The sequence below is a fragment of the Streptomyces sp. NRRL WC-3618 genome (genome assembly GCF_001280005.1).
Taxonomy (GTDB): Bacteria; Actinomycetota; Actinomycetes; order Streptomycetales; family Streptomycetaceae; genus Streptomyces.
On the sequence record NZ_LGDW01000001.1, the window covers coordinates 82943 to 100529 of the forward strand.

At 69.3% G+C, this 17587-nt stretch carries 14 protein-coding genes; 11 read left to right on the forward strand and 3 right to left on the reverse strand.

What is annotated here, in order from left to right; genetic code table 11:
- Positions 1-526: 526 nt before the first annotated feature.
- The 8 genes from ADL01_RS00430 to ADL01_RS00465 all read left to right on the forward strand — a co-directional run bounded on the left by ADL01_RS00430 (position 527) and on the right by ADL01_RS00465 (position 11218).
- A complete protein-coding gene (locus tag ADL01_RS00430) occupies positions 527-4342 on the forward strand; it encodes a nitrate- and nitrite sensing domain-containing protein (protein WP_053739810.1) in 3816 nt (1271 codons plus the stop codon).
- 9 nt (positions 4343-4351) lie between these two features.
- Positions 4352-4765, forward strand: coding sequence for a roadblock/LC7 domain-containing protein (locus ADL01_RS00435; protein ID WP_044471908.1), 414 nt, complete (start codon positions 4352-4354; stop codon positions 4763-4765).
- Between the two features lie 107 nt (positions 4766-4872).
- A complete protein-coding gene (locus ADL01_RS00440; protein ID WP_006375303.1) occupies positions 4873-5271 on the forward strand; it encodes a DUF742 domain-containing protein in 399 nt (132 codons plus the stop codon).
- Positions 5252-5827 (forward strand): GTP-binding protein, encoded by a 576-nt coding sequence (locus tag ADL01_RS00445; protein ID WP_006375318.1) that lies wholly within the window; start codon positions 5252-5254, stop codon positions 5825-5827. The genes ADL01_RS00440 and ADL01_RS00445 overlap by 20 nt, the downstream gene beginning before the upstream one ends.
- A gap of 379 nt (positions 5828-6206) precedes the next feature.
- A complete protein-coding gene (locus ADL01_RS00450; RefSeq protein WP_078960239.1) occupies positions 6207-9548 on the forward strand; it encodes a nitrate- and nitrite sensing domain-containing protein in 3342 nt (1113 codons plus the stop codon).
- A gap of 10 nt (positions 9549-9558) precedes the next feature.
- Positions 9559-9972, forward strand: coding sequence for a roadblock/LC7 domain-containing protein (locus ADL01_RS00455; protein WP_005479603.1), 414 nt, complete (start codon positions 9559-9561; stop codon positions 9970-9972).
- Between the two features lie 96 nt (positions 9973-10068).
- Positions 10069-10656, forward strand: coding sequence for a DUF742 domain-containing protein (locus ADL01_RS00460; RefSeq protein ID WP_053739812.1), 588 nt, complete (start codon positions 10069-10071; stop codon positions 10654-10656).
- Positions 10637-11218, forward strand: a complete 582-nt coding sequence (locus tag ADL01_RS00465; RefSeq protein WP_026248371.1) for a GTP-binding protein — start codon at positions 10637-10639, stop codon at positions 11216-11218. The genes ADL01_RS00460 and ADL01_RS00465 overlap by 20 nt, the downstream gene beginning before the upstream one ends.
- A 163-nt stretch (positions 11219-11381) precedes the next feature.
- On the opposite strand, the gene ADL01_RS00470 is transcribed toward ADL01_RS00465, so the two are convergent.
- Entirely contained in the window at positions 11382-11576 is a 195-nt protein-coding gene (locus tag ADL01_RS00470; RefSeq protein WP_053739813.1) for an acyl-CoA carboxylase subunit epsilon, read from the reverse strand.
- A gap of 70 nt (positions 11577-11646) precedes the next feature.
- A complete protein-coding gene (locus ADL01_RS00475; protein WP_053739814.1) occupies positions 11647-13254 on the reverse strand; it encodes an acyl-CoA carboxylase subunit beta in 1608 nt (535 codons plus the stop codon).
- 322 nt (positions 13255-13576) lie between these two features.
- Between ADL01_RS00475 and ADL01_RS00480 the strand changes: the two genes are divergently transcribed.
- The 3 genes from ADL01_RS00480 to ADL01_RS00490 all read left to right on the forward strand — a co-directional run bounded on the left by ADL01_RS00480 (position 13577) and on the right by ADL01_RS00490 (position 15883).
- Entirely contained in the window at positions 13577-14197 is a 621-nt protein-coding gene (locus ADL01_RS00480; RefSeq protein ID WP_053739815.1) for a YceI family protein, read from the forward strand.
- Positions 14198-14390: 193 nt separating this feature from the next.
- The gene (locus tag ADL01_RS00485; RefSeq protein ID WP_053739816.1) at positions 14391-14888 is read left to right on the forward strand and encodes a hypothetical protein; all 498 of its coding nucleotides are present in this window, start codon (positions 14391-14393) and stop codon (positions 14886-14888) included.
- 209 nt (positions 14889-15097) lie between these two features.
- Positions 15098-15883: a S1 family peptidase gene (locus tag ADL01_RS00490; protein WP_053739817.1), complete on the forward strand. Its 786-nt coding sequence runs from the start codon at positions 15098-15100 to the stop codon at positions 15881-15883.
- Positions 15884-16097: 214 nt separating this feature from the next.
- Here the strand turns inward: ADL01_RS00490 and ADL01_RS00495 are convergent, their stop codons facing one another.
- Entirely contained in the window at positions 16098-17459 is a 1362-nt protein-coding gene (locus tag ADL01_RS00495; protein ID WP_053739818.1) for a hypothetical protein, read from the reverse strand.
- Between the last annotated feature and the right edge of the window lie 128 nt (positions 17460-17587).

Sequence of the window (17587 nt, forward strand, 5' to 3'; positions counted from 1 at the left end):
TCTCTGTAAAGCGTCAGGCTAAACATGCGATTCCCTGGGTAAGTCACGGAGACCCCTTGAACGGTGTGTGAGTTTCCTCACGAATCACTGGGCAAAACGGTCAATTCCGACCTCTACCCCCCCTCCATGAAATGGACATTTCCCTACTGAAGCTGCCATTCCGCTCCTGATCATGGCGACCTGGACACCGCAACCACCCTTGCGACCCATGGGATTTCGCCGGGTATGTACGGAATCGCCTTCTACGCCCCGTGACTGAGTACTCACGAGGCGTCATCGTCGCCACACCGTGACCCATTGGCCTTGTTGGAGATCCGGCACTGTGCTGGAATTCCACGGACCGCCGCGGGAACGAGCCGGCGCACATGGGGCGCGAGTCAGCGCCGAGCGGCGGCACGTGAGAGGGGAACCGCGCCAGGTCACTCACGACCACACCATGGGGGGCGTTTTTCAGGGCGCCCCCTATACGCCGACACCGTCCGTCCGTTCACGCGGAAGGACGCCTGGTCCAGAGGTTGCGACGCTAGTGCAGGGACGTTTCAAGAGGGATGGCAGCGCTTCGGCGGAGCCGGAGCCACACAACGGAGCCGGTAACGGTTCCTCCCCCCAGCACGCCCAGAACCCGGGCCAGGCAGCTCTGACCGGCGACAACGGCGAGCGCTCGACGCGCCCCGGCAGCGGTGCGCCCGGAAAGAACGCCACCGGTGGGCCTTCAGCCGCCGTGCCGCCCGTGAAGCCCGCCAAGGGCTCCAACGGCCCCGGTGCGCGAATAGCGCTGCGCAACTGGCGTATCTCGACCCGCCTCGTCTCGCTGCTCGCCCTCCCCGTGGTCGCGGCGACCTCGCTCGGTGCCGTGCGCATCAGCGACAACCTGGACGACATCCAGCAGCTCGACAACATGCGGCTGCTGACCGACATCACCAAGCAGGCGACCGAGCTCTCCGCCGCGCTCCAGGAGGAGCGCGACCAGTCGGCCGGCCCCCTCGCGCACGGCGCGTCTGCCAGTGATCTCGGCGTCAAGGGCGTACGCGACAAGACCGACCGGGCCCGCGCCAACTTCATCGACGCGTCCGAGGAGATCGACACCGCCAGCAAGAACGGTTCCCTCAGCGGTGTCCGTGACAGCCTGGTGGGTCTCGTCGGTGAGCTGAGCAACCTCAGCGAGATCCGCGGCAACGCCTACGAGGACCCGAACAACTCGACCCAGACGGTCGAGTCCTACCACCGTCTCGTCACCCAGCTGCTCGACCTCTCCCAGGACATGGCCGAGGCGACCAGCAACCCCGAGATGATCACGCGGACCCGCTCCCTGGCCGCCTTCTCGTCGGCCAAGGAGTACGCGTCCATCCAGCGCGCGGTCATCGCGGCGGCGCTGCCCGAGGACCCCAAGAAGCTCGGCAGGCTCACGGAGAACGACCGGCTGTACGCCGAGTCGGCCCTGAGCAGCCAGGACTCCGACCTCGACAGCTTCAAGAGCATCTACGGCTCCGGCGCCGAGGATCTCCTCAAGCCGATCGACGACGGCAGCCCGACGATCACGGCGGCCGACCTCTACGCCAAGCGCATCCTGCAGAGCAGGGACGGCATCCAGGGGCTCCAGCGGCGCTCCTACAAGGACTGGGTCGACGACGACTCGGCGAAGATCCAGCAGATGAAGACCATCGAGCTCACGCTGCTCAACGAGATGGAGCAGAAGGCTCGCGAGCTGCGCAACGACGCCGAGCAGGAAGCGATCATCTCGGGTGCGCTGATCCTGCTCGTGCTCGGTGTCTCGCTGGTCGGCGCCTTCATCGTGGCCCGCTCCATGATCCGCTCGCTGCGCCGCCTCCAGGACACCGCGACCAAGGTCGCCCAGGACCGGCTGCCCGAGCTGGTCAAGCAGCTGTCCGAGTCCGACCCGCAGGACGTCGACACGTCCGTCGAGTCGGTCGGTGTGCACTCCCGGGACGAGATCGGCCAGGTGGCCGCGGCCTTCGACGACGTGCACCGCGAGGCCGTCCGACTGGCCGCCGAGCAGGCCCTCCTGCGAGGCAACGTCAACGCGATGTTCACCAACCTCTCGCGCCGCTCCCAGGGCCTCATCCAGCGTCAGCTGTCGCTCATCTCCGAACTGGAGTCCCGCGAGGCCGACCCGGACCAGCTGTCCTCCCTCTTCAAGCTCGACCACCTCGCGACCCGTATGCGCCGGAACGGCGAGAACCTCCTCGTCCTCGCCGGTGAGGAGCCCGGCCGTCGCTGGACCCGTCCGGTCCCGCTGGTCGACGTGCTGCGCGCCGCGGCCTCCGAGGTGGAGCAGTACGAGCGCATCGAGCTCTCCTCGGTCCCGACCACCGAGGTCGCCGGCCGAGTCGTCAACGACCTCGTGCACCTGCTCGCCGAGCTGCTGGAGAACGCCACGTCGTTCTCCTCCCCGCAGACCAAGGTCAAGGTCACCGGTCACGCGCTGCCCGACGGCCGCGTCCTGATCGAGATCCACGACACCGGTATCGGCCTCTCGCCCGAGGACCTCGCGGCGATCAACGAGCGGCTCGCCGCGCCGCCCACCGTGGACGTGTCGGTCTCCCGCCGCATGGGTCTGTTCGTGGTCGGCCGCCTCTCGCAGCGCCACGGCATCCGTATCCAGCTGCGTCCCTCCGACTCCGGTGGTACGACCGCGCTGGTCATGCTCCCCGTCGACGTCGCCCAGGGCGGCAAGAAGCCCGTTCCGGGCAAGGCCGGCCAGGGCGGTGCCCCCGTGGGCGGTCCCGCCGCCGCGCAGGCCTCCGCCGGTGTGGCCGCGGCTCGCCGGGGCGGTGGCCAGGGCGCTCCCGCCGGTGGCGGCCTCCTCGGCGCCGGCGGCGCACCGCGCGGTCAGGTCGGCTCCGGCCAGGGTGCGCGGGCCGCGCTGCCCGGCCGGGACGGGGGCGGTCGTCCGGGCGGGGCGCCGCGTGGACCGCAGGGTCCGGGCGCGCCTCAGCAGGGCGGCAGGCCGGCTCCGGCCGGTGCCGGTGCGGGCGTCTTCGGCGGTCAGGCACCGGGTGCCCCGCAGGGCCTCCAGGCCGCCGGCGGCTTCGGCGACGGTCCGGGCGGACGCCAGGGCCAGGACGCCTTCGGCAACAGCACCCCGCGTCAGGACGCCTTCGGCGGCTCGCGTGGTCCCGTACCGACTCCGCGCGCCGAGGGACAGGGCGGCGGGCGCCGTCCGCAGCTCCCGCCGCGTGGCGGTGCGCGTCCCGAGCTGCCCGGCGGCAACGCGCCGTCGCGGCCCAGCTGGAGCGACGAGAACGCGCAGCCTCCGGTGCCGCGTGCCTCGCTGGACACCCCGCGCGGTCACGAGGAGCCGGACTCCACCGCGCGGATACCGCGCATCGACGATCTCCAGAACCCGGCGGCCACCTCCGAGTTCGCCCGCCCCGACTACAACGCCCCGCGTCCTGGCGGCCCTTCGGACACCGGCCAGTTCCCGGTGCCCGGGTACAACGGCTCCGTGGACCCCAACGACCAGCAGAACAACGGGTCGTTCGTCCGCTCGGACGTCTTCGGCACCCCGCCCGCCGGGCAGCAGGGCCAGCACAGCCCGCAGCACAACGGGCAGTTCGGGCCGCCGTCGTACGACAACGGTTCGACGGGCCAGTTCCCGGCGCCGACCGGATACGACGCCGGCTCGACCGGCGAGTTCCCCGCGCCCTCCGGTTTCGACAACCGGGGCCAGGTGCCGCGCCGTCAGCAGGACCCGTCGTCCACCGGCCAGTTCGAGCGTCCGCAGCAGGGCGCGGGCCGTGGCCCCGCCGACTTCGGCGGCTCCCGGCCGCCGGTCCCGGCGCGCCCGTCGCAGCCGGAGGCACTGCCGCCGGCGAGCAGCCCCGGTGACGGACGGACCCCGCTGTACGACACCCTGGAGACCAACTGGTTCCATGGGCAGGGTCAGCAGGGTCAGCCGTCGCAAAACGGTCGGCCGCAGGCCAACGGCAGCAGCAACGGCGTCAACGGCAACGTTTCGGCGCCCGCGCAGCCGTCCTCCGCGCCCACTCCCCCGCGTCCGGTGACCGCGCCGGCCGCGACCAGCTCCTGGCGCACCTCGCCGAACGACGAGCTGGGCCGCCAGGCCGAGCGCGTCCGCCAGCCGGCCGCCGGTGGCGTCACGACTTCCGGCCTCCCGCGCCGGGTCCCGCGTGCGAACCTCGTACCGGGTACGGCTCAGCAGCAACAGCACCAAAGCGGTCCGGCGGTCTCGCGTGCGCCCGATGACGTGCGCGGCCGGCTGACCAACCTCCGTAGGGGCATCGCCCAGGGTCGGCAGGCCGGTAACGGCTCCGACCAGACGGGCAGCTTCCCCAGCCCCACTCACCAGCAGGAGCGATAGTTGAGCCAGATGAGCCAGGCGGCACAGAACCTCAACTGGTTGATAACCAACTTCGTGGACAACACCCCCGGTGTGTCCCACACCGTCGTCGTGTCCGCCGACGGTCTCCTTCTGGCGATGTCGGAGGGTTTCCCCCGGGATCGCGCCGACCAGCTCGCCGCTGTCGCCTCCGGGCTCACCTCGCTCACCGCGGGTGCCTCGCGCATCTTCGAGGGCGGCACGGTGGCCCAGACGGTCGTCGAGATGGAACGCGGGTTCCTCTTCCTCATGTCCGTCTCGGACGGCTCGTCGCTCGCAGTCCTGTCCCACCCGGACTGCGACATCGGTCTCGTCGGCTACGAGATGGCGCTTTTGGTCGACCGGGCGGGCGCTGTGCTCACCCCGGATCTGCGCGCCGAACTACAGGGCAGTCTTCTCCACTGACCGTTCCGGTTCCACCCGTCTCACCAAAACACCGTCCGGCCGCCAAATCCCCCCACCGGCCCTGTCAGACGGCACGACTGACCGACGCTGTCCCGCCCGGAGGATTCATGACCCCGCCCACCGCCTCTCATGATCCGTACGCTCATACGTACGAGGACGAGGGCGACCAGCCGCTGGTAAGGCCGTACGCCATGACCGGCGGCCGGACCCGGCCGCGCTACCAGCTCGCCATCGAGGCGCTGATCAGCACGACGGCCGACCCGGCCCAGCTGATGGGGCTCCTGCCCGAGCACCAGCGCATCTGCCACCTGTGCCGTGAGGTCAAGTCGGTGGCAGAGGTTTCCGCACTCCTCGCCATGCCTCTCGGTGTGGCCCGCATCCTCGTCGCGGACCTTGCCGAGGCCGGACTGGTCGCCATCCACCAGCCGGGCGGCGACGAGAACAATGGCGGTGCACCTGCGGTGACACTGCTCGAAAGGGTGCTCAGTGGACTTCGCAAGCTCTGACGGCGGCCGGGCCACCACCTCCGCGAAGATCGTGGTCGCGGGTGGCTTCGGCGTGGGCAAGACCACGTTCGTGGGCGCCGTCTCGGAGATCAACCCGCTGCGTACCGAGGCCGTGATGACATCGGCCTCCGCGGGTATCGACGACCTCACTCACACCGGGGACAAGACCACCACCACGGTGGCCATGGACTTCGGCCGTATCACTCTGGACCAGGACCTGATCCTGTACCTCTTCGGTACGCCGGGCCAGGACCGTTTCTGGTTCATGTGGGACGACCTGGTGCGCGGCGCGATCGGCGCCGTGGTCCTGGTCGACACCCGCCGGCTCGCGGACTGTTTCCCCGCGGTCGACTACTTCGAGAACAGCGGTCTGCCGTTCGTCATCGCCCTCAACGGCTTCGACGGGCATCAGCCGTACAATCCCGAAGAAGTGCGCGAGGCGCTCCAGATCGGGCCCGACGCCCCGATCATCACGACGGACGCCCGGCACCGCTCGGATGCGAAGAGCGCGCTGATCACTTTGGTGGAGCACGCGCTCATGGCGCGCCTGCGGTAGCCAAAAGCGCCATGCTGTACACCAGTTGTCGTAGATACACCGGATCCGGCTGTGGCCTTTGACACGGCCGGCCCCGGTGTTCATAACGTTTCGACAGAGATATCTGGTGGTATGGCCACGCGTCGCGGTCGCCCGGTCTCGCTGCGCTCACATAGGCCCCGTCATTTGACGGGGCTCGTTCTTTTTGACCGTTTTATCTGGGGCTTGCATCACTACGGATCTTCGCATTCCGACGTTTGGAAGAGCGAAGCATGACGTGCTGGAATGCCTGAACTGCCTAATAGTCAAAGACGTACTCCTGTAGAGGGTCTCTGACTTACCGGGCTCTGAGACACTGCGGCACAACGTTGGTGCCTTCCGCCGAGAGGTTGTTGGTCGAGTGAGGCGAAGCAAGAGCGGTCCCGAGCCGTCGGCACGGGGCAACTTCACCCCGCCGCCGCGAGGAGCGGCGCCCGCCGCTGTGCCCGGCTCGGAGCCGATGGCGCCACCCGCACCGAGCGGCAGCCGTTTCTCCCCGCGCAACTGGCGGGTGCCGACCAGGCTGAACGCGATCCTGCTCATACCCGTGGTGGTCGGCCTGATCATGGGCGGCTTCCAGGTGAAGAGCTCGATCGACACCTGGCAGGAAGCCGAGGACGCGGAGAAGACCGCGCGTTTCGTGCAGGCCGCCCTGGTCTACGGCGACGCCGTCTTCCAGGAGCGCGACGTCACCGCGGAGCCCCTGCTGCAGGGCAAGGGCGAGAACGACCCGACGGTCGTCAAGGCCCGCGCGGCCACCGACAAGGCCGCCGACGCCTTCGACATCGCCGCCCAGAACATCCCGGACAAGCCGAGCATCGAGCGTCGGCTCCAGCTGTTCCGCGAGGTCGAGCCCCAGCTGGCGGCGATCCGTGAGACGGCCTACACCTCCAAGCGCAAGGGCGTGGAGTCCGAGGAGAGCTACACCGCGATCTCGCACACCCTGATGGAGTTCTCCAACGAGCTGGGCCTGGGCACGGGCAACATCACCGCCTACGGCCGTACGGTCTACGCGATCTCGCTCACCAAGGCCTCCGTGTCCCTGGAGCGCGCCATCGGCGTGCACCTGCTGACCAACCCCGGCCCCGGCGAGGGCAGCTTCGCCAGCCAGCGCATCGCCCTCTCCTCGTACGCCTACCTGGAGCGGATCGCCATCGCGGAGTACATCGCGGGCGGTACCCCTCAGGACGCCAAGAAGCTTCAGGACGCGACTGTCCAGGTCGCCGCGCAGGGCAAGGCGATGGCCGAGCAGGCCGCGCAGGCCGCCGCGTCGAAGGGCGAGACGTATGTCCCGCCGCCGGCCGACCCCACCCGGATGATCACGGCGCTCGCCGCGCTCCCCTCGACCGACTCGAGCGCCCGTGCCGCCCTCGCGGCGCAGGGCATCACGCGCCAGAACTGGTGGGCGGTCAACACCCTCAAGTACAACGCGTACCTCAAGCTGGAGTCGGACCTCTCGCAGAAGGCCGTGAACGAGGCCGTCAGCATCTCCGACACCGCCAAGCGCGACGCGATCATCGTGGGTGCGGCCGTCGTGGTCGCCCTGCTCCTCGCCTTCATCCTGGCCGGCGCGGTGGCCCGCCAGATGAGCCGCTCGATGCGCCAGCTGCGCAACGCGGCCTTCGGTATCGCCGAACAGCGCCTGCCGATGCTGGTCGACCAGCTCTCGCGCACCGACCCCGGTCGCGTCGACACCCGGATCGCCGCCATCCCCATCAACACCACGGACGAGATCGGCGAGGTCGCCCGCGCCTTCGACCAGGTCCACCGCGAGGCGGTCCGGCTGGCCGCCGAGCAGGCCCTGCTGCGGGGCAACATCAACGCGATCTTCACCAACCTCTCGCGCCGCAACCAGTCCCTGATCGAGGGCCAGCTGACCCTGATCACCGACCTGGAGAACAACGAGGCCGATCCGGACCAGCTGGAGAACCTCTTCCGCCTGGACCACCTCGCGACCCGTATGCGCCGCAACGGCGAGAACCTCCTCGTCCTCGCCGGTGAGGAGCCCGGCCGCCGCTGGGACCAGCCGGTCCCGCTGGTCGACGTCCTGCGCGCCGCCTCCTCCGAGGTGGAGCAGTACGAGCGCGTCGAGCTGTCGGGCGTACCGGAGGCAGAGATCCACGGCCGCGCGGTCACCGACCTCGTGCACCTGCTCGCCGAGCTGCTGGAGAACGCCACCACGTTCTCGTCCCCGCAGACCAAGGTCCGCGTCACCGCGACCCGCCTTCCCGACGGCCGCATCATGGTCGAGATCCACGACAAGGGCATCGGCCTCACCGCCGAGGACTTCGCGGACATCAACCACAAGCTGGCCAACCCGCCGACCGTGGACGCCGCGATCTCGCAGCGCATGGGCCTTTTCGTGGTCGGCCGGCTGTCCGACCGGCACGGCATCCGCGTCCAGCTCCGCCCCTCGGGCGAGCAGGCCGGTACGACCTCGCTGGTCATGCTCCCGGACGCCATCACCCACGGTGGCGGTGGCGAGCAGCAGCTGCAGCGCGACGAGTTCACCGTGTCGCAGATCATCCCGGAGCAGCAACAGCAGCAGTACGTCGGCGAGAACTTCCAGTCCGTCCAGGGGCAGCCGATGCGTACGGCTGCCGAGCTCGGCTTCGACGACAGCCGCTACATCGAGGTCCCGGACGACATCCGCGAGCTGGACCCGGTGGGCCGCTCCCTGATGCGTGACGAGCGACGGGCGCAGCTGGAGGCCCAGGCGCACCCCGAGTCGGCCCCGCAGGAGGCCGTCGAGGCCCCCGCGTACGGCGACGACTTCACCGTCGCGCCGAACGGCCAGACGCCGGCCCTGGAGGAGCCCTTCACGGGCTACGACCAGCAGACGGCGTACGAGGAGCCGCAGCCGTCGTCGTACGAGGAGCCGTACTACAACGGGAGCAACGGCTTCCCGCAGACGGACGGCTTCCCGGCGACCGGGAGCGAGTACCCGGCGACGAACGGCGGCTACCCGTCCTCGAACGGCAACGGCGGCTACCCGGAGCCCGCGTACCAGGAGCCGGTCCAGGAAGAGCCCGCCCCGGCCCACGCCTCCGCCCCGGAGTCCTTCTCGCCCTTCGAGGAGCGGCGCCACCAGGACGACTGGCCGCAGCCGGACGGTTACCGCAACGGGCACAGTTCCGAGTACGCTCCGGAATCGGAATCGACGCAGGCCGCTGACGTGAGTGAGCGGAATCACGTAGGCTTCGAGCATCCGGGACCGGCGCCTTCCGCCGCCCACACGCTGACCGATGCAGGGCTCCCCCGCCGCGGATCCACCGCGAGCGGCACCACCAACGGCACCTCCCGGCAGCACGTGGGCCAGGAGACACCGGCATCGGCACCGGCGGAGCAGAACGGCACCGCGAACGGCAACGGGACCGGCAACGGGACCGGTCCCGACGACTGGCGTTCGGCCAACGACGAGCGCTGGCAGCAGGCCTCACAGCTCCGCAAGCCCAAGGCGGGCGGGGTGACCTCCTCCGGCCTGCCGCGTCGGGTACCGAAAGCCAACCTGATCGAGGGCGCCGCGGAAGCGACTCCCCAGGGCGGCCCGTCGGTCTCCCGCGCCCCCGAGGACATCCGGGGCAGGTTGAGCAACCTGCGCCGGGGCGTCCAACGAGGACGCACCGCAGGTAGTGAGACGAACGGCCAGGCCACCAGGAATCACCACGGTGGGCCTGACAGCACCTACAACCAGGAGCGTTAGTGTGAGCCCGATGAGCCAGGCGGCGCAGAACCTTAACTGGTTGATCACCAACTTCGTGGACAACACCCCCGGGGTGTCGCACACCGTGGTGGTCTCCGCCGACGGACTCCTTCTGGCGATGTCCGAAGGCTTTCCGCGAGACCGTGCGGACCAGCTCGCCGCTGTCGCCTCCGGTCTGACCTCTCTCACCGCGGGTGCCTCGCGCATCTTCGAGGGCGGCAGCGTGAACCAGACGGTTGTGGAGATGGAGCGGGGATTCCTGTTCATCATGTCCGTGTCCGACGGTTCCTCGCTCGCGGTGCTTGCACATCCGGAGGCCGACATCGGTCTCATTGGGTACGAGATGGCACTTCTGGTCGACCGTGCCGGTACGGTCCTCACACCCGATCTGCGTGCGGAGCTCCAAGGGAGCCTTCTCAACTAACAGTCAGACGGTGCGTTTTGGCGTTCCGGGACGGTAGGTTTCGGACGCGGCGCCACAGTGATGCGGTGCCCGGCACAGTCGGAGGAGGAGAAGAAAGTGGCAACACCCCCAGGCGGTTCACCCTCGGGCAATTGGTCGTACGGCCCTGGCCAGGGTCAGGGCCAGGGTGACCAGAACCGGTACAACTTCCCCTCCGCACCGAGCCACCGTCGGCAGCAGCCGTACGCGCCCCAGAACCCGCAGGGTCCCGGACCGTCGCCGTACGACCAGCCGCCGGCGCCGCGCATCCAGCCCGTTCAGCCGCAGCGCCGCTCCCCGGAGCCGTCGCCCGCCGGGGGGGCCAACAACCCCCTGGTACGTCCGTACGCCATGACCGGCGGCCGGACCCGCCCGCGCTACCAGCTCGCCATCGAGGCGCTGGTGCACACCACTGCGCAGCCGCATCAGATGCAGGGCCAGTTGCCCGAGCATCAGCGAATCTGCAACCTCTGCCGAGAGATCAAGTCGGTGGCCGAAATCTCGGCGTTGCTGACCATCCCTCTCGGTGTGGCCAGGATCCTCGTCGCCGACTTGGCGGAGGCAGGCCTGGTCGCCATCCATCAGCCCGGCGGCGACGAGAGCGCCGGCGGCCAGCCAGACGTGACTTTGCTCGAAAGGGTGCTCAGTGGACTTCGCAAGCTCTAGCGGAGGGCCTTCCCGCTCCACCACGTCCGCGAAAATCGTGGTGGCGGGCGGCTTCGGCGTGGGTAAGACCACGTTCGTCGGGGCCGTCTCGGAGATCAATCCGCTGCGTACCGAGGCCGTGATGACGTCCGCGTCCGCGGGCATCGACGACCTTACGCACACCGGGGACAAGACGACGACGACCGTCGCCATGGACTTCGGCCGCATCACCCTGGACCAGGACCTGATCCTGTACCTGTTCGGTACGCCGGGCCAGGACCGCTTCTGGTTCATGTGGGACGACCTGGTGCGCGGCGCGATCGGTGCGATCGTTCTCGTCGACACGAGACGCCTCGCCGACTGCTTCCCCGCGGTGGACTACTTCGAGAACTCGGGCCTTCCCTTCGTGATCGCCCTGAACGGGTTCGACGGCAACCAGCCGTACAACCCGGACGAGGTGCGGGAGGCTCTGCAGATCGGGCCCGACACTCCGATCATCACCACGGATGCCCGGCACCGTGCCGATGCGAAGAGCGCGCTCATCACTCTGGTGGAGCACGCGTTGATGGCTCGCCTGCGGTAGGTAGACGGTTTTTGCGGCTACTGGGCTGCCACGGACGGTTGTAGACCGTCTGCGGCAGCCCAGTGGCTTGTCGCGCAGTTCCCCGCGCCCCTACAAACAAAACAAAACGCCTGAAGGGGCCCCTCTCTCTGAGAGAGGGGCCCCTTCAGGCGTTTACAAAGCGTCAGTGCCAGCTGTGCGGGGCGCGGAAGCCGCCCTCGCGCTCCAGGCGGCGCCAGCCGGCCTTCGGGTGGCCGCGGTGGTGGGCCGGGGCGGCCGCCGGGGCCAATGCCGCGCGGGCCAGGAGGATGGCCGTGATGGCGGCGACTTCCTCGGGCTCGGCGTGGCCCTTCTCGACGCGAATGTCAGAGGTGCTCATAGGTCACAGTCTCCGTGAGAGAGGTTTCCGCGGGGGGACCGCGAAGGATCCGCTGGGTTACCGAGCGGGATCACTGCGGGGGGTTGCCGTGCTTTCGCGAGGGCAGGTCGGCGTGCTTGGTGTGCAGCATCGCGAGCGACCTGATGAGCACCGAGCGCGTCTCGGCCGGGTCGATGACGTCGTCGACCAGACCGCGCTCGGCGGCGTAGTAGGGGTGCATCAGCTCGGACTTGTACTCCTTGACCATCCGAGCCCTCATCGCCTCGGAGTCCTCTGCGTCCGCGATCTGGCGGCGGAAGATGACGTTGGCGGCACCTTCGGCGCCCATCACGGCGATCTCGTTCGTCGGCCAGGCGTAGGTGAGGTCGGCGCCGATGGACTGGCTGTCCATGACGATGTACGCGCCTCCGTACGCCTTGCGCAGGATCAGCGAGATCCTCGGAACGGTCGCGTTGCAGTAGGCGTACAGCAGCTTCGCGCCGTGCCGGATGATCCCGCCATGCTCCTGGTCGACGCCCGGCAGGAAGCCGGGGACATCCAGCAGCGTGACGATCGGGATGTTAAAAGCGTCGCACATCTGGACAAAGCGTGCAGCTTTTTCCGAGGCCTCGATGTCCAGGACCCCGGCGAGGCTCTGCGGCTGGTTGGCGACGATGCCGACCACCCGGCCATCGAGGCGACCGAGCGCGCAAATGATGTTGCGGGCCCAACGCTCGTGGATCTCGAGGAAGTCGCCGTCGTCGAGGATCTCCTCGATGACCTTGGCCATGTCGTAGGGCCGGTTGCCGTCGGCCGGTACGAGGTCCAGCAGGACGTCGCTGCGCCGGTCCGCGGGGTCCTCGGACTCGACGCGCGGCGGGTTCTCGCGGTTGTTCTGCGGGAGCATCGCGAGGAGGTAGCGGACCTCGGCGATGCAGGTCTCCTCGTCGTCGTACGCGAAGTGCGCCACACCGCTGGTCTCGGCGTGCACGTCGGCGCCACCGAGGCCGTTCTGGGTGATCTCCTCACCGGTGACCGCCTTGACGACGTCCGGACCGGTGATGAACATCTGCGAGGTCTCGCGGACCATGAACACGAAGTCGGTGAGCGCGGGGCTGTAGGCCGCGCCGCCCGCGCACGGGCCGAGCATCACGCTGATCTGCGGGATGACACCGGACGCCCTGGTGTTGCGCTGGAAGATGCCCCCGTACCCGGCCAGCGCCGAGACACCCTCCTGGATACGGGCGCCCGCACCGTCGTTGAGCGACACCAGCGGCGCACCGGCCGCGATGGCCATGTCCATGATCTTGTGGATCTTCGTGGCGTGAGCCTCGCCCAGCGCACCACCGAAGATCCGGAAGTCATGGGCGTACACGAAGACCGTACGGCCCTCCACCGTGCCCCAGCCGGTGATCACACCGTCCGTGAACGGCCGCTTCGCCTCCAGACCGAAGCCGGTCGCGCGGTGCCGCCGCAGCTGCTCGACCTCGTTGAAGGAGTCCGGGTCGAGGAGCAGCTCGATGCGCTCCCGGGCGGTCAGCTTGCCCTTGGCATGCTGCGCCGCGGTGGCCTTCTCGCTGGGTCCGGCCAGGGCCTGCGCACGGATCCCGTGCAGCTCGGCCACTCGCCCGCGTGCGTCGGTCGGCTCCCCCGCCGACTCGCCCGCCAACTCACCCTGCGCCTCATCCAAAACGGTCATGTAGCGACCATACGAAATCGAGCAAGAAAACCGGGCCGTCGACTCCGTACAGTCTCCGGCGCGTTTTCCTGGTACCCCTGAACAGAACAGCGTCGGGATGCGGCCGACCCGACTGTTCAGAGGCCATGCGGGTTGTAGGGGTCACACAAAGTCGCATCGGCGACACCCGCGACCTCACACACCGACCTACGACACTTGGAGTAACCGTTCGCTCACCTCATGGATACAGTTGAAAATTGAACGGAATAGGACTACGGTGGCGCTCGTTGGGCTGATTCAATATTCAACAACTTCGGCACACCCCTCCCCAAGGAGTCACACCATGAGCATCTTCGGCCGCAAGAGCACCGCCGCCGGCGACACCGCCACCACCACGTCCGTGGCCACCGCGGTCAGCCCCGAGCTCGCCGCGCTGACCGGCGACTACACGATCGACCCGTCCCACACGACGATCGGCTTCGTCGCCCGGCACGCCATGGTGACGAACGTCAAGGGCAGCTTCCAGGAGTTCGAGGGCGCCCTCCACCTCGACGGCAGCGACCCCACCAACTCGACGGCGTCCCTCGACATCAGGATGGACAGCATCGAGACGGGTTCCGCCGACCGCGACGGCCACCTGAAGAGCTCCGACTTCTTCCGGACGGACGAGTTCCCGACGATGACGTTCCGCTCCACCAAGGCGGAGTCCCTCGGCGGCGACGACTACCGCATCACCGGCGACCTGGAGATCCTCGGCACCACCAGGCCGATCTCCATCGACCTGGAGTTCAACGGCTCGGCGAAGGACCCGTTCGGCAACGAGCGCGTGGGCTTCGAGGGCAAGGCGGAGATCCTGCGCTCGCAGTGGGGCCTGACGTGGAACGCGGCACTGGAGACGGGCGGCGTGCTGGTGTCCGACAAGATCAAGCTGAACTTCGACATCTCGGCCATCAGGAACGCGTGACGCGACATGGGCGGGGCGGTCAGTCCCCGACCGGGGGGGCGGAGGGGTGCCGGTGCCCCAACTCCCGGTCAGGGACGCCCCACTTGACGCTGTACGGGCTTGACCTCGACGGGCGTCGGCGTACGGCCGTCGGCGGCCCGTCCCGCCGGGATAACCCGGTGCGAGGTCGCCGCCCGGGAGCTAGCCTCCGATCATGACCTGGCTCCCCCGCGACTTCGCCCACCCGCTGCGTGTCGACGTACCCGGTGGGTATCATCTGCGGCCGATTCGCGGGGCCGACGCGGCCCTCGACTACCCGACCGTCATGGGCTCGCGTGAGCGGCTGTGGGGCATCTTCGGGGAGGCCTGGGGGTGGCCGGCCGCCACCATCACGTACGAGGCCAACCTTGCCGATCTCGAGCGGCACGCCGCCGAGGCCGATGCCCACGAGTCCTTCAACTACGTGCTGCTCAATTCCGACGAGACCGTCGAACTCGGATGCGTCTACATCGATCCGCCCGAGAAGGCCGGCGCCGACGCCGAGGTCTCCTGGTGGGTGGCGGACAGCGCTGTGGGGAGTGCTGTGGAGCGGGCTCTCGACTCTCTCGTGCCTCAGTGGATCGCCGACGACTGGCCCTTCGCGCGGCCTCGGTTCATCGGGCGGGATCTGTCCTGGGCGGAGTGGCTGCGGCTGCCCGACGCGGGCGCATAGTCCCGGCCCTCACACACCACCACCACGGTTCGACCCGGTGGCTCGATGGGCGCGGCTGGAATTCGCCCCTTGTGGGTGCGCTCGCGGAATTCACATAATCCTTCAACGGATTTTGACCAGGCCATGCCACCCCTCGCGGGAGTTCCTTCTGCTATTTGGCATGAGCCTGACATCTCTGCGTATGTCCACCCCCCACGGAAGGCATCACGTTGAAGAAGCTCGTCACCGCGTTCAAGAGAGCCGCGGCCGCCGGCGCCGCCGCGCTCGCGATCATCAGCCTTCAGCCCCTTTCCTCGGCGCAGGCCGCCACGGCGCCCGTCGTCGGCGGCACCCGTGCCGCGCAGGGGGAGTTCCCGTTCATGGTCCGGCTCTCCATGGGCTGTGGGGGCGCGCTCTACACGCAGCAGATCGTGCTCACCGCCGCGCACTGTGTGGACGACTCGGGCGCCAACACGAGCATCACGGCCACCGCCGGTGTCGTGGACCTCCAGTCCACCTCCGGTCGTGTCCAGGTCAGGTCCACCCGGGTCCTCGTGGCCCCCGGCTACAACGGCACCGGCAAGGACTGGGCGCTGATCAAGCTCGCCCAGCCGATCAACCTGCCGACGCTGAAGATCGCCACCACCACGCAGTACGACACCGGTGACTTCACCGTCGCCGGCTGGGGTGCGACCCGTTCCGGCGGCGCTCAGCAGCGCTACATGCTCAAGGCCACGGTGCCGTTCATCAGCGACGCCACCTGCAAGGGGTACGGCGGTCTCTACAACCGCCTCGTTCCCGGCGAGGAGATCTGCGCCGGCTACGCGTCGGGCGGTGTCGACACCTGCCAGGGCGACTCCGGTGGTCCGATGTTCCGCAAGGACAACGCCGGTGCCTTCGTCCAGGTCGGCATCGTCAGCTGGGGTGACGGCTGCGCCGGCGCCAAGGCCCCCGGCGTCTACACCGAGGTCTCGCACTTCGCCTCGGCCATCGCCTCGGCGGCGTCGACTCTCTGATCCTCGTCTTCGTTCCGCTCCGTACGGCGTCCACGGGCTCGGTGCTGTTTCAGCGCCGGGTCCGTGGCTGTGTGTCGTGGGGGCTCGCGGTTCCAGGGGTTTTCGCCCCCGCCGCCCCTTCCCGTCCTCGGGGGCGCTGCCCCCGAACCCCCGCTCCTCAAACGCCGGAGGGGCTGGAATGGGCGCCGCTGGATTTGGTCGGAGGGGAGCTTGGTCAGAAACCGCCGCCGAAGTCTCCGCCGCCGTCGAAACCGCCGCCGCCGTCGAAACCGCCGCCGAAGTCACCCGGGGTGAAGTCCGCGCCCGACATGTCGCCGCCGTCGAAGCCTCCCGTGGCTCCGAAGTCGCCGTAGCCGGCGCCGTAGTCGGAGGCGTAGGACGGGGTGGCCATCATGGTGCCCAGCATGGTGCCGACGAGGAGGCCGGGGAGGATGCCGCCGCCGAAGTAGCCGCCCGCCCAGGGGCCGTACGCCGGGCCCGCGTCCCAGTAGGGGCGGGGGCCGGAGGCCGTTTCCACCTCGCGGACCGCCGGGTCGTGGCCGTCGGCCAAGCGGGCCTGGTCGGCGGCGCAGACCGGGACTTCGCGGGGGGTGCCGCCTGCCGGGGTCCAGGTCGCGTCGGTGACCGAGGGGCCGTGGCGCGGGTCGAAGAAGCAGGGGCCGCGGCGTTCGGGAAGCGGGCGGCCCTCGCGGCGCGCGGCCAGTTGCGCGAGGGAGAACCGGCCGTCCTCCAGCGCCTGCGTCACCCCGCGCACCTCTTCCGGGCGCCGAACCGCCGCCATCAGCGACTTCGCCTTCTCGTACGCGTCCAGCGACCGTTCGTAGTCCGCGCGCATCACGTCGTCGGCGCCCGCCTCGGCGGGGTGGAAGTCGAGCCGGTCGAGTTCCTCGCCGAACGCGGTGATGTCCTCGTCGACGACGACCGTGAGCTTGGCGAGCGCCGCCCGCCGCTCCTCCTCGTGCCGCCGCCGGTTGCGCCGGACCAGTGCGTACGCGCCGGCGCCGCCCGCCGCCAGCACCGCGCCGACGGTGATCAGCGCCCCGGTGTCCACTCCACCGCCGCTGCCCGAGCCGCTCCAGGTGGCGGGCGCCGTACCTCCGACATTGCCGCGCAGTGCCGCGTCGACGAAGTCGTTCAGCTGGGCCTTGGTGTCGCCCGCGCCCCGGACCGCCGTCACGAGGTTGCCGACCGCCGCGTGGCTCAGCACACTGCTGTCGGCCCGCGCGTCGAAGCGGTCGCCGAGGCGGACGGCGTACACGCCCGTGATCCCCGTCTCCGTACGCAGGTTCGTGAAGAGGTTCCGGGTCGGATAGCCGGCCGGGAGGACGGCCACGAACACGGGTTTGTCGGCGTCCTTGATCCTGGCGGCGAGCGCCTGGGCGTCGGACGGGGACAGCAGGTCGGAGGCGGCGGGGTCCACATAGACCGGGCCCGCGCGCAGTGCGTCGGCGACCGTGGAGAGGTCGGTGGACGCGTGCGCGCCGGGCGCGGACATGAGCAGGGTGAGGGCCGCGAGTGTCACGGCGAAGGGCATCAGCAGCAGACGTACGACACGACGGACCACCACGGCCTTCATATGTTCGAAGCTACCCGACGGAGGGGAGAAACGGACATCGGTCCCGGTGAGGTTCCCGCTGCTCCCGTTCCTCCTGCTCCTCTCCCCCGCTCCTCCCTCTCCTCCCCAGGTCCGCCGCCGCCCCCCGC